The 22,569-nt window shown below is 62.9% G+C and carries 17 protein-coding genes; 2 read left to right on the top strand and 15 right to left on the bottom strand.

The genetic code is table 11. The annotated features are described in order from the left end of the window. Positions 1–321: 321 nt before the first annotated feature. Positions 322–1,422 carry an adenosine deaminase gene (add, locus tag G3N98_RS01855; RefSeq protein WP_206147019.1) on the bottom strand — a complete coding sequence of 367 codons (1,101 nt, stop codon included), beginning with the start codon at positions 1,420–1,422 and terminating at the stop codon, positions 322–324. Between the two features lie 46 nt (positions 1,423–1,468). Continuing rightward, a complete protein-coding gene (locus G3N98_RS01850) occupies positions 1,469–2,818 on the bottom strand; it encodes an NCS2 family permease (protein WP_206147018.1) in 1,350 nt (449 codons plus the stop codon). 94 nt (positions 2,819–2,912) lie between these two features. On the opposite strand from G3N98_RS01850, the gene G3N98_RS01845 reads away from it, so the two are divergent. Continuing rightward, positions 2,913–3,824 carry a LysR family transcriptional regulator gene (locus tag G3N98_RS01845; protein WP_206147017.1) on the top strand — a complete coding sequence of 304 codons (912 nt, stop codon included), beginning with the start codon at positions 2,913–2,915 and terminating at the stop codon, positions 3,822–3,824. Between the two features lie 6 nt (positions 3,825–3,830). On the opposite strand, the gene G3N98_RS01840 is transcribed toward G3N98_RS01845, so the two are convergent. The 12 genes from G3N98_RS01840 to G3N98_RS01785 all read right to left on the bottom strand — a co-directional run bounded on the left by G3N98_RS01840 (position 3,831) and on the right by G3N98_RS01785 (position 17,974). Beyond that, entirely contained in the window at positions 3,831–4,883 is a 1,053-nt protein-coding gene (locus G3N98_RS01840) for a nucleoside hydrolase (protein WP_206147016.1), read from the bottom strand. 10 nt (positions 4,884–4,893) lie between these two features. Continuing rightward, positions 4,894–6,006 (bottom strand): porin, encoded by a 1,113-nt coding sequence (locus G3N98_RS01835; protein WP_206147015.1) that lies wholly within the window; start codon positions 6,004–6,006, stop codon positions 4,894–4,896. A gap of 160 nt (positions 6,007–6,166) precedes the next feature. After that, on the bottom strand, positions 6,167–7,486 hold the full coding sequence (locus G3N98_RS01830) for a L,D-transpeptidase (protein ID WP_206147014.1): 1,320 nt from the start codon (positions 7,484–7,486) through the stop codon (positions 6,167–6,169). Between the two features lie 388 nt (positions 7,487–7,874). Beyond that, complete coding sequence (locus G3N98_RS01825; protein ID WP_206147013.1) at positions 7,875–9,302, bottom strand: MFS transporter; 1,428 nt, start codon at positions 9,300–9,302, stop codon at positions 7,875–7,877. Positions 9,303–9,488: 186 nt separating this feature from the next. Then, the gene (locus tag G3N98_RS01820) at positions 9,489–9,848 is read right to left on the bottom strand and encodes a hypothetical protein (RefSeq protein WP_206147012.1); all 360 of its coding nucleotides are present in this window, start codon (positions 9,846–9,848) and stop codon (positions 9,489–9,491) included. A gap of 15 nt (positions 9,849–9,863) precedes the next feature. After that, positions 9,864–10,460, bottom strand: a complete 597-nt coding sequence (locus G3N98_RS01815; protein WP_206147011.1) for a hypothetical protein — start codon at positions 10,458–10,460, stop codon at positions 9,864–9,866. A 77-nt stretch (positions 10,461–10,537) separates the two neighbouring features. Then, positions 10,538–10,936: an SMI1/KNR4 family protein gene (locus G3N98_RS01810; RefSeq protein WP_206147010.1), complete on the bottom strand. Its 399-nt coding sequence runs from the start codon at positions 10,934–10,936 to the stop codon at positions 10,538–10,540. A 25-nt stretch (positions 10,937–10,961) separates the two neighbouring features. Continuing rightward, a complete protein-coding gene (locus G3N98_RS01805) occupies positions 10,962–11,180 on the bottom strand; it encodes a hypothetical protein (RefSeq protein WP_206147009.1) in 219 nt (72 codons plus the stop codon). A 212-nt stretch (positions 11,181–11,392) separates the two neighbouring features. Beyond that, the gene (locus G3N98_RS01800; protein WP_206147008.1) at positions 11,393–11,983 is read right to left on the bottom strand and encodes a hypothetical protein; all 591 of its coding nucleotides are present in this window, start codon (positions 11,981–11,983) and stop codon (positions 11,393–11,395) included. Between the two features lie 395 nt (positions 11,984–12,378). Further along, positions 12,379–12,699 carry a hypothetical protein gene (locus G3N98_RS01795; RefSeq protein WP_206147007.1) on the bottom strand — a complete coding sequence of 107 codons (321 nt, stop codon included), beginning with the start codon at positions 12,697–12,699 and terminating at the stop codon, positions 12,379–12,381. A 188-nt stretch (positions 12,700–12,887) separates the two neighbouring features. Beyond that, on the bottom strand, positions 12,888–13,322 hold the full coding sequence (locus G3N98_RS01790; protein ID WP_206147038.1) for a hypothetical protein: 435 nt from the start codon (positions 13,320–13,322) through the stop codon (positions 12,888–12,890). Then, complete coding sequence (locus G3N98_RS01785) at positions 13,319–17,974, bottom strand: RHS repeat-associated core domain-containing protein (protein ID WP_241025699.1); 4,656 nt, start codon at positions 17,972–17,974, stop codon at positions 13,319–13,321. Before G3N98_RS01785 ends, G3N98_RS01790 begins: the two co-directional genes overlap by 4 nt. A 468-nt stretch (positions 17,975–18,442) precedes the next feature. Between G3N98_RS01785 and G3N98_RS01780 the strand changes: the two genes are divergently transcribed. Then, entirely contained in the window at positions 18,443–20,890 is a 2,448-nt protein-coding gene (locus tag G3N98_RS01780; RefSeq protein WP_206147005.1) for a DUF3772 domain-containing protein, read from the top strand. A 105-nt stretch (positions 20,891–20,995) separates the two neighbouring features. Here G3N98_RS01780 and G3N98_RS01775 read toward each other — a convergent pair whose 3' ends face one another. Continuing rightward, positions 20,996–22,507 carry an aldehyde dehydrogenase family protein gene (locus tag G3N98_RS01775; protein WP_124456264.1) on the bottom strand — a complete coding sequence of 504 codons (1,512 nt, stop codon included), beginning with the start codon at positions 22,505–22,507 and terminating at the stop codon, positions 20,996–20,998. Positions 22,508–22,569: the final 62 nt, after the last annotated feature.

Raw genomic sequence — 22,569 nt, 5'->3', positions numbered from 1 at the left:
CGGACGCCAATATAGCGAACGCGGGCGACGCGTGCCAGCGGGCGCGTGCCCATGACGGCGATGTGCAGGAAATGAAAAGGTATGGAGAGGCGTGTGCCGGCTCAGGCCAACCGGACGAAGCGGAGCCGCCGCGCACCATCGTCGTCATCGCTCAACGAGGGAGGAGCCCGCATGACCCAGAGCGCAGTCGCGATCGCGAACCTGCTGTACCGCTACGCGGAATTGCTCGACGCCGGCGGCCTGCCGGGCGTCGTGAAGCTGTTCCGGCACAACGAGTCGCCGGCCGGTTGAAGCACCGGCCGGCGTAAAACGCCGCCGCGCTCAGCCGGCCGCGAGCGTGGCAGCCAGCACGTCGAACTCCGGCGCCCACGCCGCACGCCACGCAGCCTTCGTCGCGTCGTCCACCCATGCGCCGTCGATCCCGTTCAGCATGAACTGCTTCAGCTCGGCCACGGTGAAGCCGAAATGGCTGAACATCAGCTCCCATGCCTCCGACGGATTGACCTTGTGCAGCGTCGGATCGTCGGTGTTCGGATGGATCTTCAGCCCGAGGCCCGGCATCTTGCGCATCGGATGAAGTTCCGCCCATTGCTCCGGCGGCAGCGTGCGCAGGTAGTACGAGTTCGTCGGCACGACGGTGAAGACGATCCCGCGCTCCGCATAGCGCGCGCACAACTCCGGGTTGTCGACGATCGTATAACCGTGATCGACGCGATCGACCTGCAACAGATCGACGGCCGTCTCGACGTTGCGCCACGGCATCCCGAACTCGCCCGCATGCGCGGTCGTGCGAAAGCCCGCCGCGCGCGCATTGCGGTAAGCCTTCCAGAACAGCTCCGGCGGCCGGTCGTTCTCGCGATAGTCGATCCCGAGCCCCGCCACTTCATCCGCGCGGTTCGCCTTCATCCATTCGACGATCGCCACCGCTTCGTCGGAATCCTGCTCGCGGTCGATGCTCGGGATCAGGCGCGCGCCGATTCCGAAGTCGCGTGCGGCGTCGCGAATACCCGTCACGATCGCGGCCTGTGCATCCGCATACGCGATACCCGACACGCGCACCGTACCCGTCGGATTCCAGAAGAATTCCGCATGCCGGACGTGGTGCGCGGCCGCATCCTCCAGATACTCGTACGCAATCCGCCGCAGGTCGTCGGGCTGCGTGAGCAGATGCCGGTCGAGCGCACGCAGCACATGCAGCACGCCGACCGGCTTCTCGCCGCGCGCGTAGAACGCGTCGATCTCCGCGCGCTCGATCGGCGCGCCGCTGCGCGCCGCGAGCGCGACGAACGTGTCGTGCCGCACCGCGCCGAGCAGGTGGCAATGCAGCTCGACCTTCGGCAGCGCGTGGAAGAAGGCCTGGTGGGCCGGCGTGATCTCGATGCCCGTGCGCGCGGCCGGGACGTTACCTGGTGTTGCCTTCATTGCAGTCTCGTTATGGGTAGTGCCGATGCGTCGCGAAAGCCGTCTCTCAGTGCGGCTTCACGACGGTCCAGAAGTAGTAGCCGAGCGGAAGCGCGAGCACGACGAGCCCCCACGACACGTCGCGCCAGCGGCCGGCCAGCAGCTTGACGAGCACGTAGCACAGCAGGCCGCCCGCGATGCCGGTGCCGAAGCTGTTCGACATCAGCGTGAGCAGCACCATCGACATCACGGGCAGCGCATCGGTGAAGTCGTCGAAATGCGTATGGCGGATCGTCGCGAACATCGACAGCCCGATCAGGATCAGCGCCGGCGCGGTCGCCTCTTTCGGGATCGCGAGCGCGACCGGCACGAACAGCAGCATCGCGGCGAACAGCACGGCCGCCGCCAGCGACGACAGCCCGCTGCGGCCGCCGGCCTCGACGCCTGCCGCCGATTCGATCAGCGCGGTCAGCGCGGGAATGCCGAACACGGGGCCGAGCGTCGCCGCGAGCGAATCGACGAGGAACGGCCGGTTGATGTTCGGCAGGTTGCCCTGCTCGTCGAGCAGGTTCGCCTTCGCGCCGACCGCGAGCGCGGTGCCGAGCGTCGAGAAGAATTCCGCCGCGAAGAACGCGAACAGGTACGGTGCGGCCGCGAGGCTCAACGCGCTGCCGATGTCGAGCTTGAACGCGATCGGCGCGATGCTGTGCGGCAGCGACACGAACGACGCGGGCAGATGCGTGACGCCGAGCGGCACGCCGGCCGCGGCCGCCACGAGGATCGCGATCAGGATCGCGCCGGGCACCTTGCGCGCCTGCAGCACGATCGCGACCGCGAGGCCGATCAGCGCAACGAGCGCGCCCGGCCGCGAGAAATTGCCGAGCGCGAACGCGTTGGTCTTCGCGTTCGCGACGACCATCCCCGCGTTGCGCAGCCCGAGCATCGTCACGAACAGCCCGATCGACGCGCCGAGCCCGAGCTTGATCTGCACCGGAATCAGCCGCACCACCACGCCGCGCGCGCCGAGGATCGTCAGCAGGAAGAACAGCACGCCCGATACGCAGGCGATGCCCAGGCCCGTTTGCCAACCGACGTGCTCGGTCGTCGCGAGCGTCACGCCGATGATCACCGAGCCGCCGATGCCGGGGCCGACGAGGAACGGCAGGTTCGCATAGAGCCCCATCAGCGTGGTGAACAGCACGAACACGATGATCGTCGCGGTCGTCGCCGCGCCGCGCTCCATGCCGCCCGTCGCGAGCAGCGACGGAATCACGACGAGCAGGTACGCGGCCGCGAGAAACGACGTGACGCCCGCGATCGTCTCGGTGCGCACGCTCGTGCCGCGCGCGGCGAGCGCGAAGCGGCGTTCGAGCCAGTTGGCCGGCGCGTGCGCCGGCATCGTGTCAGTCGCTGACATGGTGGTTCTCCTGTGATTCCGAATATTGTCCTGTGTCGATTCACGCAGCGCGGTCTTATACTGCCGCGTACCGCATCCCGACCGCTATTGCCCGATGTCGTCCGACCGCTCGTCGCTGCTGCCCGCGCTCACGCTGCGGCAGGTCCAGCACTTCGTCGTGCTCGCCCACGCACGCAGCTTCACGCAGGCCGCGCAGGCGCTGTCCCTTACGCAGCCCGCGCTCACCGCGTCGATCCGCCAGATCGAGTTCCTGCTCGGCGGGCGCCTGTTCGCGCGCTCCGCGCACCGGCTCACGCTCACCTCCGCGGGCGAAGCCGTGCTGCCGCTCGCCGAACGCCTGCTCAACCAGGCGCGCGGCACCTTCGACGACATGACGCGGCTCATCAGCGAACGCATCCAGACCGTGCGCATCGCGTTCATCCCGTCGGTCGCGGGCCGCCTGCTGCCCGCGCTCAATGCACTGCGCGACGCGCATCCGACGCTGCGCTTCACCCTCACCGATCTGCCGAACAGCGCGCTCGTCGAAGCCGTGCGCGACAGCGTCGCGGATCTCGGTATCGGCGTGCGCGAACCGGACAGCGACGACGGCACGCTGCGCTACCAGCAGCTCTTCGAGGACGAGATCGTGATCGTCGTGCGGCATGACGATCCGCTTGCCCGCGCGAAGAGCGTCACGTGGGCCAGGCTCGTCGATCGCGAGCTCGCGGTGTTCGTGCGCGGCAGCGTCAGCGAATCGCTGCATCGCACCGGCGGCGCCGAGAAGCTGCGCCTGAACGTCACGTACCGGATGGAATACACCGAGCCGCTCTACGCGCTTGCGCGCAACGGCCTCGCGACCGCCGTGCTGCCGAGCCTTTACACGATGCATCTGCACGATCCCGAACTCGTCGCGCTGCGCGTCGACAAGCCGCGCGTCACGCGCGCGATCTCGCTGATCTCGCTCACCGGCGACGATCGCGGCCCGCACGTGCGCGCGTGCCGCGAATGGATTGCGAAGCACATCTGAATGCCTTCAGGGCAGCTTCGCGATGCGCTCGACGAGCGCCGCGTAGAAGCGGTCCGCATCGACCTCGTTGATCCACGTCGCGTTCGCCGTACGGCCGCTGCGCCCGTTCCAGTCGACGACCGTCTCGCCGAGCGTCCACTGCCCGGTCGTCTCGACCATCACGTTCACCTTGCGTCCGCCGAACAACGTCGGATCGACGAGATAGCCGACCGCGGTCGGGTCGTACATCGGCGCATCTTCGACGCCGCGCCGCTTCTTGTTGTACGCGAGTTCGGCCTCCATGATGTCCGCGACGATCGCGCCGCAGCGGTTGCCGAGCGCGCGGAACGGCGCGACGCGCGCCGGCGTGATCGGCGCTTTCACCGCGACATCGCGCGGCAGCACGACGATCGGCACGCCGCTGCCGAATACGACTTCGGCCGCCTGCGGATCGACGTAGAGGTTGAATTCGGCGGCCGGCGTGATGTTGCCGCGCTCGAAGAACGCGCCGCCCATCAGCACGATCTCGCGCAGCGCGCCGCGAATCTGCGGCGCTTCGACCAACGCGGTCGCGAGGTTCGTCAGCGGGCCGAGCGCGCACAGCGTCACGCTGCCCGGCGCCGCGCGGCTCAGCGTATCGACGAGATACGCCACCGCGTGACCGGCGGCAAGCGGTGCGCGCGGCTCGTGCAACTCGACGCCTTCGAGCCCGGTCTTGCCATGCACGTTCGCCGCCGTCACGAGGTCGCGCACGAGCGGACGCGGACAGCCGGCGTAGACGGGCAGCGTCTTCGTGCGGCCGGCCCAGTCGCGAATGATCCGCGCATTGCGTTCGGTCAGGTCGAGCGGCACGTTGCCCGCGACAGCGGTCAACGCGCGCACGTCGAGCCGGTCCTGCGCGCCCAGCGCGAACAGGATCGCGATGGCGTCGTCCTGCCCCGGGTCGGTATCGATGATCACCGTGCGGCGCGCAGCGTCGTCGCCGGCCGCGAACGCGCCCGTTTCGGGCAGCAGCGCGCTGCCGGCCAGCGCGGCGGACAGTTTCAGGAAGGTGCGGCGGGATGCGATCGGATGGGTCATGGTCGGGCGCTCAGAAAACATGCCGGACGCCGAGCGTCGCCATCATCTGGCGCGTGCCGGTCGACCGTGCGTACGCGAAGATCTGCGCATGGTCCGCGTCGCCGGCCGCCTGCTGCGCGATCACCGTCAGCGCGACGTCGGTGCGTTTCGACAGGAAGTAATCGGCCTGCAGGTTCACCTGGTGCCATTTCGGCCGCTTGTCGATCACGTCGTACTTGCCGTTCGTGAACGCATACGCGGCGCCGAGGAAGAGTTGCGGCGTCATCGTGTAGACGACGTTCACGCCGAGGTTCTGCAGGTGCAGGTGCGAATTGTCGAGGTAATCGTAGCGCACGTCGGTAAACATCGCCGCGAACTGCGCGCGGCCGATCGTGTAGAAGCCGCCCGTGCCCGCGATCCGCTGCCGGCTCGCGTACGCCGCCGGCGACATCGCGCTCTTGCTGAAGATCAACAGCGGCGACGCATAGTCGTTCGCGATCGCGCCGTCCTGGTTCGTCGCGCTGTACGGATGGTTGTACTGCACGTAGACCACGCTCCAGCGCAGCGGGCCCTGCTCGTAGCCGAGCCCGAAGCTGTATGCGCTGTTGTTCGCGAAGCCGGTCGCGTTGCTGAAGCCGTACAGCGCGGTGAATTTCAGGCCGTAGTAGACGGGGCTCACGTACTTCACCGAGTTCTGCACGCGGATGTCGTTGTAGCCGTTGTCGTTGTCGCCGATGTTCACGCCGTTGCTCGCGATGATCACCGGCCCGATGTAGTCGTGGATCGCGTCGTACTGGCGGCCGAACGTCAGCGAGCCGTAGGTGCGGTCGGCGAGGCCGACGTAGGCCATCCGCCCGAACTCGCGGCCGTTCTGCGCGGCCGTGCCGGTCATCACGTTGAAGCCGTTCTCCAGCTGGAAGACCGCGGACAGCCCCTGCCCGAGATCCTCCTTGCCCTTCAGCCCCCAGCGCGGGTTCTGGTTCGTGCCGGACAGCGCCTGCCAGGCGTTCTTGCCGCCCTGGTTGGTCGCGAACCCGACACCGGCCGAGATGAGACCGTACAGCGTGATGCTGCTTTGCGCACAGGCATGCGTCGCGAAGGCGCCGAGCATCGCGAGCGGGGCGAGCTTGTAGAGAGTTTTCATCGGGTCGTGTGATCGGTGGTGGTCCAGGCGCGGCAGGGTTCCGCGAAACTGGCCTCGACTATACGAACCCGGATCGGATAATAAAAGTTTGCTTTTATTATGGTTCAATAAAACGGATTTATTCTCATCCGGATCGCTCCCGCGCCCGCCTCGCCGGCTGTCAGTCCGCCGTGTCGCCGCCCTTCGGCAGTTGCGACCACGCCTTGCGCCCCGGCAACGGCGACCATGCCGGCCGCGTCTTGCGTGCGCTGTCGATCACGACCAGGTAGCGGCCCGCGATCGGCGTGATGTCGCGATCGCGGCGCAGCACCCACAGCGACTTGCCGGCCTCGACGCGCGCCTGGTAGTCGTCGTCGAGCAGGCCGTGCTGGTCGAAGAACGTGTTCAGCGAGGCGGGAATGCGCACGCACCCTTTCGAGTGCCGGATGCCCAGCAGCGCTTCGAGGCGATCGGGATCGGTCGCATGCATCTGGAAGCGCATCGGCGACACGCCGCCCTTGCCCCACCCACGCTCGCCGTCCACCCAGCCGAAGTCGTAGATGCGCATGTCGCGGTGCCCATAGCCGCGAATGCCGTTCTCGTTCGTCGTGCCTTCCGCGCGGAAATCCATGTTGTCTGGCGAGTGATGGAACACGCCGAGCGGCGTCAGGAAATGGTCGTACGTGCCCGGCAGCCCGGTGCCGACCGGCGATGCGCCGATCATCATCCACGCGTTGGCCTGCGTCGCGCGGAAGTAGATGAACAGCGCCTGGACGTTCGGCGCGCGGTCGACCATCGCCACATATTCGCCGGCGAGGTCGCCGAGGTCCGCATCGACGAGCGCTTTCTGGAGACGCTCGCCGTACGCGCGCTGCTCACTTGCGGGCACGTTCAGGCGCCGCGTGACTTCCTGCGTGAAGCGCTTGCGCATGTCGATCGCGCGCGCCGTCGCATCTTTTGCCTCTTCGGCCGACAGGGGCGGATGCTGGCGCGGCGGTGTCGGTGCGGGTGGCTCGGCTTCGCTGGCGGGCGCAGCGGAAGCGGCCGATGCAGGTGCGGCGGTGGAAGCTGCGGAAGCTGCGGATGCGCCCGATGCACTCGATGCGCCCGACGCCGGGCTGGCAGGCTCCACGGGATGCGCGTGTGATGCGGCAGGCGCGGGCCTAGCCGCCGACGCACCCGACGATGCATGCGCCGGCGAAGCGGGATGCGCCCGAGAAGCTGCCGATGCGGGTGACTCGACTGATGAGGACGACGTAGCGACGGGCGCCGATGCGTCGGACTCCGCAAAGGCAGGCCGCTCGACGAGCATGGAGATCGGCAGTGCCGCGGCGATCCCGATACACGCAGCGGCGACACGGGCAAGGCAACGCGGCTTCGCAAATCGCCGCGTGAAGCTGAAAGGCATCATACGTTCGAAGCCATCGGCCGATCCGGCCGCCGCATGCTGCTGTTGCGGGCGGCGCATCTTCCGCGCAAGCCATCGACACGTCCGGCGCATCGTGTGCGCCCGGCGCCGACGCCTCTTCGCGGCGGAGCCGTTCGCTGTTGCAACGCGGTCGGTCCGATGGCGGCTAATGAGTCGTCAGGCCCTTCATTTTACGCGTCCCTGCAGGAATCGGCAGGGGCGAACGTCGTGGTTTTGCGCTTCGTCACGCTTTGTTTCAACTCGTTGCCGCTTGCTTGTTCGTTACGTGGCAGTCTGATTTATTGGGCGTTCGCGATCGATACAGGAAGCGGTGTGTTTCGCCAAGGCATGACCTGGTCTTCAAATCAATTCGGATACCAGATTACTTCCGATACGCGGTACATGCCGTACGCGCGATGCAATCGCCATCGCATCGCACGCACGCCGCACGAACCATGCGGCATGCGTGCGCAACCACCGGTTACTTCGAGATGGCTTCGAGCGCGATGCCCTTCGTGCGCGGTCCCATGAACCCGATCGCGGCCATCACGATCACCATCGCGCCCGCGATGAACGCGAACACGCCGAACGTGCCGAAGCCCTTCAGCACCGCCGCGATCACGAACGACGAGAAGATCGCCGAGAAGCGGCTCCACGAATAGACGAAGCCGACGGCCCGTGCGCGGATCGACGTCGGGAACAGCTCGGCCTGATACGCGTGGAAGCTGTACGACATGATGTTGCTGGCGAGCGTGAGGCCGATGCCGAGCACGATCAGGAATGCACCCACCGTCGTCTGGCTGAACAGCAGCCCGCAGACGACGATCGCCGCCGCCATCGCGACGATCACCGACTTGCGCTCGAAGCGGTCGGCGATCACGAGGCCGATCAGCGGGCCGATCGGCGCGGCGAGCGCGATCACGCTCGAATACATCAGGCTCGACGTGATCGTGATGCCCTGCTTGATCAGCAGCGTCGGCACCCAGTTCGCGAAGCCGTAGAAGCCGACCGTCTGGAACACGTTGAAGATCGTCATCATGATCGTGCGGCTGCGATACGGCTGCACCCACATGTCGCGGAAGCTGCCGCGCGGCGGCACGGGCTCGGCGGGCGCGGGCGGCGGCAGCGGCCGGCCGTATTCGGCTTCGACCTTCGCCTCGAGCGCACGCATGATGCGGTCAGCTTCTTCGACCCGGCCCTGCTGCGCGAGCCAGCGCGGGCTTTCCGGCAGTTCGCGGCGAATCCACCATACGAACAGCGCGCCGTGCGCGCCGATCAGCACGACCCAGCGCCAGCCGTCGAGGCCGAACGGGGCGTGCGGCACGAGCAGGTACGCGAGGAACGCGACCACCGGCACCGCGACGAACCCGACCGCCTGCTCGCACGCGAATGCGCGGCCGCGGATCTGTTTCGGAACGAGTTCGGAGATGTACGTGCCGATCGTCACCATCTCGACGCCAAGGCCGAGACCGACGACGAAGCGCCAGAAGTTCAGCCCGGCGGCGGTGTCCTGGAACGCCATCACGACGTTGGCGGCCGTGTACCACAGCAGCGACCAGGTGAAGATCGCGCGGCGGCCGAAACGGTCGGCGAGGAAGCCGCAGGCGATCGTGCCGATGAAGAGCCCGGAGAACAGCGCGGCGATGAAGCTCGCGACGCCCGTGGTGCCGAACAGGCCGTGCGTCGTTGCCGACAGGATTCCGCTTTTCACGAGGCCGGGGGCGACATAGCCGCTATAGAGCAGGTCGTAGAGCTCGAAGAAGAAGCCGAGGCTCAGCAGGACGACGAGCTTCCAGACGGTGCGGGTGGGCGGCAGGCGGTCGAGGCGGGCCGAGATGGAGCCGGGGTCGATCGTCCCGACGCGGGTGGCGCCCGCTGCGGCGAGCGGGTCGGGCTGGGTGGATGCCATGGTGGCAAGTCTCCGGATTCTTGGTGGTTTTCGCGCCGCCAACGCGGGATCGGCAGGCTAGTCCGCGCATTTTAGCGGGGTGAGGGACGGAGCACACCACGTCCTTGCCATCGAAGTTGTCGTTCGGCATCCAGGCGACGCTGAAGGTCGCTACTCAATCGATGCCCATATCTGGCAGATTCAACTTTACCGGGACAATATGAATGAGAGGCCATCCTCATCCTGCTTGACGTGCCATACAACCAAGCCATTTGACCAAGCACTGCCGACCGCGTCCAGGAACTCATCCACTCCATCTGCCAGCAAGCTGCCTAGCGCGAAAGGAGGAAGCCACATAAGCTCGACACGCCCCTCCCCGCTCCAGCCATGCCGAAGAAATTGCTCTCCAGCATTTTTCTCATACTCCCGCCAGTCATCCACAAAATCACTAGCTGGAAGGCAGAAATTTAAGTTATCGATCCACTCATAGATATAGCAAAAGAATTTTTGCAAATCATCGGAACGATATTTAATTACATCCCGCTTACTTGTAGAGCTACGCACCATTGACCCACATTAAATCTAGCCAAGTTGAAGAAAGAAATGACCTATTTTTTCGCGCCGCCCCTCAATTGCATCATCATCAATAAACAGATACCCCATACCATCTGCAAGTATCCCCTCGTATTTTGGTAGCGCCAAATCTAGATCTCCGCCGTATATCGAAATCCTTCTATGCATACCTCGCATCGCAATTGGACACTGCAACCACGCGTCCACTCCGTCAATTTTCGAGGCCAGATTTTCGGAATCATCGATTGCATCAATCAGAGAAATTTCAACTCGCCCAACATCCTTTATTTCGTTCGCACTTTCGCTGCGAAGAAATTCGCCCGTCGGATGCCCGATAACAACTGCCTCAGAACACCCGCCCCTTTCACGGAGTCGTCGATAATGGCTTACCTGGCCGCTGACATAAGGAATGAATATGGAAACCGAGAAATCATTTCCTTTAATATTTTCACCAAACCACCATCCGGGGAGACTCATCAGATGAACCAAGGGCTCGCCGTTGTCGGATGTCGGCCAGCGAACATCGGGCGGAAGATAAACTCCTCCGCCAACGTAGGCATCACCTTTGGCCGGCTTTAAGGGGGAAAACATCAGCTCCCGGTACACTTTTTGTCCTCAAATTATTCGCTACGAAATCAATTCATCACATTCAAACAAACCGTCATCTTCACATGAACATCCGCTCAGCGCTCCCCCAATGTCAGACCGAGCCTTCTCACCAAAAGGTCTTCAATTGACTTCGCCGAAATTTTCAAACAATTTATACTCATTACCCCCATGCCCACCTCGAAAATTCTTCCTTCACCACTTATTAGAATAGCTTGCCCACCACCATCATCACCAATCATGAAGTAGTTCGGTAAATACTTTTCAACCTCGTAGACTTCATTCCGTTCCGGAAGAACTTCTATTTCATGCAAAGCAAGACAGCCAGACGAGCTCAATCCATTACAAAGCAGAAGAAAATCCACATACTCACTCGGAAAGATCATCTCGACCGTCGATTGAACCAACTTCACCTGATTCAGCGTTGCAGGCGGGTTCAGGGAAAAGTGCTTATCCAGATACTCTTTACTTAGCATTGAATCCCCCAAGCAATATGATGCTTCACACGACCTTGCCGCCGTCGTCTGGCATCAGCAACGGCGTACCGATCTTGTCGCCATGGTAGTAGAACAGATGCGCGTCGGACTGCCTTTCCGGCACGGATTGCAGCGGATCCTTCGCCGGCACATACGGTTCGTCATCCCGCCAAACCAGCGCCTGAATTCCCGCAACCGGCTGGAGCACCATAAATTGGGCGAGCGGGACGAACGATTCCGACATACTGCGTCGCGCCGCCCTCGCTGCTTTCATAAACAAGTTGGCCGCCTTCCCAGCCGAACATCGTCCGCACACCATCAACGTCCTTGCCGATCCTGTGCCCGAAGGCACAGTAAAAATGCCGGGCCCCATGCGGCCGCGCAGTGTGGTCGACACGCGCAATTCAACTCAACATCTCTGCCAATCGCTGTACTTAATGAATTATCAACAACGGATCACGTAAATTGAAAGGTAATAATACCCTGTGCGCCTGGCCTGCTTTTCGTTTGAAATTCATTGCTTATGAACGTGTACACCACACCATCTGAAAAAATCCCAGGCTCCTCATCAAACACGACATCAAAATCATCTCCATTTATTGCAAAAATACATTCATGCCCCTCAACATCCTCTTTATCTTGTAGCCACGCAGGAATTCCGTATATCTTTGATTCGAAATTCTTATTTGAATCAACCTCATTGACGACACTCAAATCAACCCTCTTTGCTTGAGAGGTCAGATCAGAATATTCATTCCTCTCCACGCCACCATTATCATGAAAAATCACAACGGAATGATTGTCGCCATCCGCAGTCAATTCCTCCCAATGTCGAAACGGATCATCCGTGAAAAATGGCGTGAATATTGATATCCACCCATTCATCGATTCATTTACCCACCCAGCAGGAATCGTCAAAAGATGGAGGAGATTATTGCCACCCCGGTCCTTTGGCCAAGGATAACCAATTGGCAACAGACACCCTCCGCCAGCATGAGCTTGATCAAGGTCGATAAAATCACTGGAGAAAATGATTTTCTTAATCATGAAATTTCCCTTAATTTAATCACAAAAACACATTCCCTAAAGGAATTTATTAGACCTCTCTCGCAATCGCCTTGCCTGAGCCGCACTCATCCCAGCCTCTCTCAGCGCCCCTTGCCAAACGTCCATTTTTTGTTTGGTATGCCGATCCGGCGTCCAAACGGATCATAGAAATACCGCGCTTCATGCTGCCGCTCAGACTCCTCGACACGCACGATTTTCAATCGATTGAATCCGCCCCACTCGTACTATTTCTGCCTCCACGACGGCGAACGCTTCCCGCTCAAATTCCCGCGCGCATCGTATTCGAAGTGTATATGCGTGTTTGGAACGCCCTTGGTCAATGCCGGGCTGAACGCGAAGTCGCTGCCACACTTAACGATCCATTATTTTACCGACTAATCGATATATGCATCATTGTCGCAGTAGTAGACGAATGCATCCACCAAATCTGATATGGTGGCGGCGCGCCGCTGATCTCTCGCGTTCTCGACAATACTTTCGATGACCTGCATCCCAAGCGCATAATAAAGCCCATTTTCGACTGCAAACCTCGGGCGATCGGGATCAGGCTCGTTTTCGAAATCGTCTGGATTCAAAACGGCACACTGAGTGCTTTCATTCCAATCAACACCATGCGGCATGAACAAGGCAAAATTCCACGGGAACTGATCGATACCGAGCAATACCTCGCGTAGTGCCAACAATTTGTTCGTCACCGCCTACGCTCTCCCCAATGCCCCATCCAGCCCTTACCACTTGGATGCTCCTCACTCACGACAGTCGACGCGTCCCACCATATCGCCGAACCCGTCAAGGCCGCGCAACGCATGCCCACATGGTTTGGCCGGGACTGCGACCGGGATTGACTTCACATACAAAAAGGGCCGCTTTCGCGGCCCTGTCGTCAAGGCGTTGTTTCAAAGTACCACGTCAAAAAATCATTGAAGGTCTGCCAACGAGCTGACAGCCTCCCGTTCACAAGATCGTCCAATACACCAATATCAAGGTCGTAAACAGCGTGATCATCTTTGTTATACAGATACATGCCCTCGCTCTCATCTGATGTCAGAGCAAGATATTGATCAGGGACATGGTAGCGATCACGGACATAATCCGTTTGGTCTGGAATTGCTGGAATCGCAGGCCCCTCGATATCCAGAAGCTCAGCAACAGGACGAGGGCTTATAAAACTACCCTGGTACTTTAGATAGAACTCGCCAAGCTCCGAACTAGGAGCAACGCCCAGGTTCAAAAGCACTTTTCCAGCAGACCTGGGATCGGCCCTGCTTACATCACCAGAAACTGTGGCCAGATACTGTTCGACCTTCGATGGGATCATAAATCACATCCTCCTTTGTTAGATACATTGGCCGCTGCCGCTCGATCCTTCCAGTACTGTTGCCGGTCAATGTCGAATGAGCCGCGATCGACAGGATAATCCGGATTTTTTTTATTTCCGTATGGGTGCAATGCCTCGCGACCTGCACCGCTTGCTGCTCGGTGCGTGCTGATTGTTACCTCAAACAACGGGCCAATGGATTGCTGTCTAGAATGATGCAACTGAAGCTGCTGCGGCACGCCATCCTTCATCATGAACGGAGCACCACCTTCCATCGCTCGCTGCAAGTTCGTTTTGCCCCTGTGCTCCATGTTCCAGTCAATTTCTTGCTGGAACACAGTGTAAGAAAGCCCGGTGCCCTTCTTGCATGGCCCCCAACTGGTCTTCTTAAAACGGCTTAGGCCCGACGGGTCAATCCATTCGACTGGATTGGGCGCGTATTGATAGTCGTTGATCCCCCCCGCCAACCCGATCGGATCCTTGCTGACGAACCGCCCACTGTTCGGATCATAGTACCGATTCCGGTTATACCTCAGCCCCGTCTCCGCATCCTCCTGCTGCCCTTGAAACCGAATCGGGTTCCTCGCCACGATACCCGCCCGCTGCGACACCCTCGCGATAACCTCCCGCGCTTCGCCCCAGGCCCGATACGCCGCCTCCCACACTACCTCGCCGGCCTCGTCCGTCATCAGCAACGGCGTACCGATCTGATCACAGTGGTAGTAAAACAAATGCGCGTCCGACTGCCGTTCCGGCACACGTTGCAGCGGATCATTCTCCGGCACGTACGGCTCGCCTTCTCGCCACACCGGCGTCTGAATCCCCGCGACCGGCTGCGCCGTCACATATTGGGCAAGCGGCACAAACGATTCCGGCTCGTACACATACTGCGTCGCCCCGCCCTCGCTGCTTTCATAAGCAAGCTGATCACCGTCCCAGCCGAACACCGTCCGCACGCCGTCCACGTCCTTGCCAATCCGACGTCCAAACGGATCATAGAAATACCGCGCTTCATGCTGCCGCTCAGATTCCTCGACACGCGCGACTCGCAACCGGTTGAATCCGTCCCACTCGTACTGCTGCCTACCCGACGGTGAACGCTTCCCGATCAAATTCCCGCGCGCATCGTATTCGAAGTGCGTGCCAGCGTATTCCTTCAACAGATTGCCGAGCACCTTCGGCACTTCGGGCGGCAACGTGCTGTCCACGCTGTCCGGCACCACCGGGCTCGCTTTCGCCAGCCCCGGCGTGCGCGCGTGCTTGGGACTGCCTGGATCAACGATGTTGCTCGCAGGGTCGAACGCAAAATGCTCCGCGCCGAGCGGCCCGATCGCCGCAATGAGGCGGCCGATCGGGTCATAGCGGTAACTGATCAGCCCCTTGCGGCTGTCCTCGATATGTTCGAGCTGTCCAACGGCATCGTACCGATACCGGCGCTCGGCCAGCGCAGCCGGCGCGTTCGATCGCCGAACCGCCTGCCGGGCAATCCGGCCGGCCGGATCGTATTGCGTCTGCTGCGCCAGTTTGCTCGACAGCGTCCGCCCCGTTTCGCGGTGCAGATCGTCACGCTCGAACTGGATTCGCTCCTCGCCATCGAGCACGAGCCCGTGTACGTGACCAGAGCCATAGGTCAGCCAGTCCAGCACATGCCCATCGGGTCGAACCGTCTTGATCCGCGTGCCGATTTCATCGTATTCGTGATGCCAAACGTAGCTGCGCGATTCGCCGAACAACCGGTAAGCGTGATGCTCGCGAACCGGATTACCGACCGGATCGAAGAACACCTGCATCCGGCTATGACTGTTGCGCGCCTCGATGAGCCGTCCGCTCGCGTCGTACGCGAACCGCTCCTCGCTGGCACCCGAGATCCGGCGCGTAATCCGGCCGGCCTGATCGAATTCGAGTTCCGTCACCTGCCCGGCCTCATCGATCTTCACCGGCTGCAGCGTGCCTTCAGCGTATCCGTACGTCGTCCGCTTGCCGTCGAAACCGATCTCTTCCAGCAAGCGCCCCGCAGGATCGTAGTGGAACTGATAGGTCGCGCGATTCGCATCGGTCAATGCAGTCAAGCGACCGAGACGATCATAGCGATATGAAAGCGTATAGCCGAGCGCATCGACGCGGCTTGCCACACGCCCCGCCACGTCGTACGAAAAACGCGTGACGCGCTCCATCGGATCGGTTTGGGACAGCAACCGGCCTTCCGCATCATGCGTGAATCGAACAGTACCTGCCGCCGACGATATCTCGCTCAACCCGCCATTCTTGCCATACTGGTAGACCGTGGCATTGCCCGCGGCGTCGATCGACTGCGCGAGTCTCCCGTCGCCGTCGTACTTCCACTTCGTCACCTTGCCCGAGCAGTCGGTGTACTGCAGCAATTGCCCGGCGTCGTCATAGACGAGCGAAGTCGCACCGCCCTTGGCATCGATCGTCTTGATCGGCATCCCTGCCGCGTTGTACGCGTACTTCGTCTCACGCCCGAGCGGATCCTTCTGCCCCACGAGATTGCCCGCGTCGTCATACGAACGCTCCCACACGTACCCTTCGGGGTCCTTGAGCCGAACGAGCTGATCCTTGTCGTCGTATTCCATCGCGACAACCGACCCGTCGACGCGATAATGCTTCGTCATGTTCCCGCGCGCGTCGTAGTCCATCTCCTCGATGCCGCCGTCGCGATGAACGTGCATCACCAGGTTGTTGTCCTGATCGCGCCGCATCCACTCCTCGGTGCCATCCGGATACGCGATCCGGTACATGTACCCGCGGATGTTGTAGTAGTACCGCGTGACGTTGCCCAGCGCGTCGGTCACATAGGTCAACCGGATGTTCGGATGCCACATCAGGCGAATGTCGTGACTGCCGTCATCGGCATATTCACGCACGCACTGTGCGTTCGTATTGTCGTCGCGCTCGGCCCCCTCCCACTCGAGGTTCATGCCGCGGCCCGTGCGATCCGTGTAGCGGGTAATCAGGTGGCGATGGTACGCATACTGGCGTGCGTTGCCGTAACGATCAGTTGCCCGAACCAGGTCGCCGTTCTCGTCGTATTGGTACTGCGCGAGTGTCCTGCGGGTGTTCGCGTCGACGATCTGCTCGATCGTTGCGATACGCCCGTGGCGGTCGTGACGAAACGCGAGCGTATGGCCGGCCGAGCTGACGAGCCGCGCCAGGCGATTCGCGTCATCGTAATCGAGCGCGATCGTATTTCCCGCGCGGCTCTTCTGCAATGCGAGGCGGAACGAATCGCCGCGCTTCTCGTAGACATGAAGCAAATCGTGACCGTACGCGACAGTTACCCACGTGTCGTCGAGCCGGCTCAGCGTGACGCCCTCCACGCGGTCGTCGTGAACGGCACCTGCCGCGAGCGCCGGATATTCGATGTTGCGGCCGGTTGAGTCGCTGTAGATCCACTTACCGCCCCGAACATCGATCCGCGTCATGTACGGCGACAGCCAGCGCGCACCCAGTTCGCCGTCGTCGTATCCGGCCAGCCGGGACCGATAGACCCGCATCCACACGACCGGCATCGCACCCGGCAATTCAAAATCGGCATGGGAAAACGTCTCGTCGCCGAACGAATAGCTGATCGAACCGATCGATACGCCCTTACCGCACTCTTCGCAATGGTTGACGCCAGAGCCCTTCGCCTTGGCCTCCTTCTTCGCCGCTGCAAGCGGTACCTGCGGCCGCCGGGCCTCTGCTTCCGTCGTGCCCTGCGACTTGATCGATGCCGTCCGCATCGCTTCACGCTTGTGCCGCAGTGCATTGATCAGCTTCAGCAGCAGCCACATCAGCTTGCCTTCGTCGCTGCCCTTCAGTTCGTTGATCTTGGCGACCACCACCGGCGCCAACGTGCGCAACGACGCCGCAAGCGAGCGAATCGGCGCGACGTACTCCTCGGGAACGAGCCCGGCCGCCGTGCTGCCGGCGGAGTTGACGTTGCGCTTGCCGAGTGCCACCCCGGACTCGGACAGATAACCCCACGCCCCCTTTACCAGGTCCTTGCTGAGCCATCCGCTCTTCTTCATCAACTGCCGGTATTCGGCGGCTTGCCGTTCGTTCTTCGTCGGATCGAACAGCTTGCCCGCCACCACCGCGTCGATGCCGTCGGCCAGACCCGTGAAGATCTCCTGCGCTTTCGCCGCGCAGTGGTCGATCAGGTCGTTGACCACGGCCTGCAGCTTCGTCAGGAAGTCCTCGACCTCGGTCGAAAACGACGCCTGCACGTGCGTGACGACGATCGACACGACCGCGGCCCCGATGTCGCGCTTGTGAATCAGAAGCTGGTTACGGATCAGCGCCAGCAGCGGCCGTGCCGTGAGGCGCATCGGCGCCAGTACCGGCGGAAACGGAATCACGCCGATCAGGTTGATCGCCAGTCCGAGATAGTCGAGCAGTTCACCGCCACGCTTGCGGATGATCGAGACGATGTCGGTCAGCGCGTCGGCCAGCGCCATGAGGTTGTTGAGGACCGGAATCATGCTGGCCACCGTCGCCAGCCGGTCGACGTTCACGTAGCCGTCCGTCACGCGGATCAGCCACGCGTTGAAGCCTTCTCCGGACGCCACGACGTCGTCCGGATGCACATCGGTCAGCCACGGGGTGGCCTGCTCATATTCCGCGCCCGGCGGGAGTTTTTGATCTGCCATGCTCTCAGGATTCTTCTCGTTGTTCGTTTTTTCGGCCCGCGGCAGCCGTCCCTGGTTCATCTCGTGGACGTCGTGCCAGCGACCCGCGGCATTGTACCGACGAATGGACGACTGGAAAATGAAAGGTCACGGCTCGCTAGCCCACCCCCGAAACGGGTCATCGCACCCTATTTGTTGGCACGCCTTGCCCCGAATGTTATGTAAATTCGGTAACCATCTATCTGGCCGATCAGCGTCACCGGGCACCACGAACCGCGACCTTTCCTGCGTGGCACGATCAACGCAAGCCCGGTAAACCGGGGCACAAGCCGCCGGACGTGGCCCGTCACCCTCTCACCGCGCCCCAATTCCGTCCCCGCAGATTCGGACATCGCTCGTCCCCACACCCCGGTAACATGCTACCGGGCCAACCACCGGCTTCCGGGCGCCTTTCGGCGACCGGCATTGTCGGCAAATCGTAAGCATTCCATGTTGATACAACGACTATCCACCTACGCTCGGCGGATCGCCCTGATCGCGCTGCTGCAGTTCGCGGCGATCGCGACCGCGTCGGCGTTTCCAGCGGCCGCCTCGGCCCCGAACGCGAGCGGCGTCGGCGCGCCCGTCCCGGCCATCTCGCTGAACGACGCGGTCGCGCAACTCAAGCAAATGCAGGCCGAACTGGACCGCATCAAGCAGCAGACCTCGACCGCGTCCAACAGCAAGGAGCTGGACGGGCTCAGCGACTCGACGCAGGAGCTGAGCACCGATGTCGAGAAGCTGCAGAGCGATCTCGTGCCGCAGCGTGCGCAGATCCAGGGGCAGCTCGACGTGCTCGGCCCCGCCCCTGCGGAAGGCGCCGCGCCGGAAACGCCGGCCGTCGCGAAGCAACGGGCCACGCTGAACGCGCGCAAGACGCAGCTCGACGCAGCGCTGAAGCAGGCCGCCGACCAGAAGGCCAGCCTCACGAACCTGAACGAGCAGTTCGCGAAGCTGCATCGCGGCCTGTTGAAGAACCAGCTCGCGTTCCGTTCGGGCGGCATTTTCAGCGCGCAGTTCTGGCTGCCGCTGTTCCATCTTTCGCCGGACGACACCCAGCGGCTCGGGGATTTCGACGAAGAAATGCTCGACATGCTGCGCTCATCGTGGGTGCCCGGGCAAAAGGCGATCACGGTGGTGCTGCTGGTTGCCGCCTTCGCGGCATGGATGGGCGGCCGCCGGCTCATCGAGCGCGGGCTCGCGTGGTTCTGCGTGAACCGCCTGCCGGCCACCCGTTTGCGCCGCAGCGCGCTGGCGTTGTCGACCGCGCTGTCGACGCTGCTGGCAACCGCCATCGCCGTCCAGATCTTTTACCTCGCCGTCGCGCGCCATTACGACCTCACGCCGGCGCTGAACGATCTGTGGGACCAGTTCGCGAAGCTTGCCGCGACCTGCGCACTGATCGCCGGGCTCGGCCGGGCGCTGCTCTGCACGAAGCATCCGTCGTGGCGCCTGCCCGCGCTCGCCGATCCCGTCGCGCTCGCGATGAAGCCGTTCCCCGGCATCCTGGCCGCGCTGCTGCTGGTATCCGGCACGCTCGAATCGATCAACCGGATCGTCGACACCAGCCTGTCGGTCACGCTGTTCGGCCGCGGGATCGTGTCGCTGGTCGTCGCGGTGACGGTCGGTGCATCGTTGCTGCGCTCGAACCGTGCGCGCAGCGCGCTCGCGGCCGCCGGCGAAGCGCCCGAGCAGCGCTCGACGCTCGCCGGGCTGATCCATGCCGCCGTCACGCTCGCCATCATCGCGACCCTGATCGCACTCCTGATCGGTTACATCACGGTCGCGCGCTTCATTACCTACGAGCTCGTGTGGTTCGAGATCGTGCTGGGCGCCACCTACATCCTGATCCAGTTGACGCGTGACGCGAGCGAAAGCCTGTTCTCGTCGAGCCTGACGACGGGCCAGCAGATCAAGCACCTGTTCGCGCTCGAGGATCGCCACCTCGACCAGGCCCGCACGGTCCTGTCCGGCTTCGGCACGAGCCTGCTGATGCTGATCGCGGCCATCGCGCTGCTGACGGGCGGCTTCGGCACGACGCCGGGTGACCTGATGGACAGCGCGGTCGCGATGATCGGCAGCCAGCGGCTGCAGAGCCTGAACATCATGCCCGACCGGATCATGAACGCCGTGATCGGGTTCGCGATCGGCTTCTACCTGCTGCGCTCCCTGCGCCGCTGGCTCGACAGCGAGTTCATGCCCGCGCTCGGCATGGATACCGGGATGCGCGTGTCGCTGATCACGCTGTTCACCAACGTCGGCTACGTGCTGCTCGTGCTGATGACGCTCGGGCTGCTCGGCGTTCGGTGGAACAACCTCGCGTGGATCGTCAGTGCGTTGTCGGTGGGTATCGGTTTCGGCCTGCAGGAGATCGTGAAGAACTTCGTGTCGGGGCTGATCCTGCTGACCGAGCGCCCGGTGAAGGTGGGCGACATGATCAGCATCGCGGGCGTCGAAGGCGACATCCGCCGCATCAACGTGCGCGCGACCGAGATCCAGCTCAGCGATCGTTCGACCGTGATCGTGCCGAACTCGCAACTGATCTCGCAGAACCTGCGCAACGTGACGATGGGCAACAGCACGCAGGGCGTCGCGACGCTGGTGCTGACGTTCCCGCTGAACACCGATCCCGAGCAGGTGCGCGACCTGCTGCTCGAAGCCTATCGCTCGCATGCGGCGATTCTCGAGAAGCCGGCGCCGTCGGTCACGTTCAGCCAGCTCACGCCGGACGGCATCACGCTGAGCGTGACGGGCTACGTGTCGAGCCCGCGGATCGCCGGCTCGACGAAGAGCGACCTGCTGTTCGAGATCCTGAAGCAGTTGCGCGCGGCGGGCATCACGCTGTCGAGCCCGCAGATGCTGGTCGTGCAGAACATGCCGGCGGCGGGAGACGCATGACGCGGCTCGCACGCTTGCCGTCGCGCAGATGAACAAAGGGCCGGCACCGCAACGCGGCAGCCGGCCCTTTCCACTTCTACGCAGCGCCCGTCCGGGCGCCCCGCATCACACGTCGAACTTCACGCCCTGCGCCAGCGGCAGCTGACGGCTGTAGTTGATCGTGTTCGTCGCGCGGCGCATGTAAGCCTTCCACGCATCCGAACCCGACTCGCGACCGCCGCCCGTTTCCTTCTCGCCGCCGAACGCGCCGCCGATTTCCGCGCCGCTCGTGCCGATGTTCACATTGACGATCCCGCAGTCGCTGCCCGCCGCCGACATGAACTGCTCGGCCTCGCGCATGTCGTTCGTGAAGATCGCCGACGACAGGCCTTGCGGCACCGCGTTGTGCAGTTCGATCGCGTCGTCGAAGTTGTCGTAGACCATCACGTACAGGATCGGTGCGAACGTCTCGCGCTCGACGACCGCCGATTGCTTCGGCATCCGCACGATGGCCGGACGCACGTAGTACGCATCCGCGTGACCGACGTCGACGCGCTCGCCGCCCTTCACTTCGCCGCCCTGCTCGCGTGCATCGCCCAGCGCCTTCTGCATCGCATCGAACGACGCGCGATCGACCAGCGGGCCGACCAGCGTGCCTTCTTCGAGCGGGTTGCCGACCTTCACCGACGTATAGGCCTTCTCGATGCGCGGCAGCAGCTGCTCGACCAGGCTGCGATGCACGATCAGGCGGCGCAGCGTCGTGCAGCGCTGGCCGGCCGTGCCGACCGCCGCGAACGTGACCGCGCGCACCACGAGATCCAGATCGGCGCTCGGTGCAACGATCATCCCGTTGTTGCCGCCGAGTTCGAGGATGCCGCGCGCGAGACGCTGGCTCAGCACCTTCGCGACTTCCTGGCCCATCCGCACGCTGCCCGTCGCGCTCACGACCGGCACCTTCTTCGATGCCGTCAGCACCTCGCCGACATCGCGCATGCCGAGCACCAGCTGGCTCAGTTCCGCCGGCGCGACGCCCGGGTGGGTCTTCTCGAATTCGCGGATCGCCTTCTGCAGCAGCACGTGGCATGCGATCGCGGTCAGCGGCGTCTTCTCGGACGGCTTCCACACGACCGAATCGCCGCACACGAAAGCGAGCGCGGCATTCCAGGCCCACACGGCGACCGGGAAGTTGAACGCCGAGATCACGCCGCACACGCCGATCGGGTGCCACGTTTCCATCATCCGGTGGCCCGGGCGCTCCGAGGCGATCGTGAGGCCGTAAAGCTGGCGCGACAGACCGACCGCGAAATCGCAGATGTCGATCATTTCCTGCACTTCGCCGAGGCCTTCCGACGTGATCTTGCCGGCTTCGAGCGTGACGAGGCGGCCAAGCTCGGCCTTGTGCTCGCGCAGCACGTTGCCGAACACGCGCACGAGCTCGCCGCGCACCGGTGCCGGCACCGTGCGCCACTTGAGGAACGCGTCGTGCGCGGCGTCGATCTTGCGCTCGGCGTCGGCGGGCGTGTCGACGGCCAGCGTCGCGAGCGTCGCGCCGTCGAGCGGCGAACGCGCGGTCAGCGCGTTGCCTTTCCACTGGGCGAGATCGATGTCGAGCGCGGCAAGAATGTCGTTGAATTGCATCACTTCCTCTTCAGGGACAGATTGATCGGTGCGGCGGCAACGCCGCCCGCGTGATTCGATTG

Origin of the sequence: Burkholderia sp. Tr-20390, from assembly GCF_017104595.1 — a bacterium.
Lineage (GTDB): Bacteria > Pseudomonadota > Gammaproteobacteria > Burkholderiales > Burkholderiaceae > Burkholderia.
This window is presented reverse-complemented; position numbering and strand designations above follow the sequence as displayed.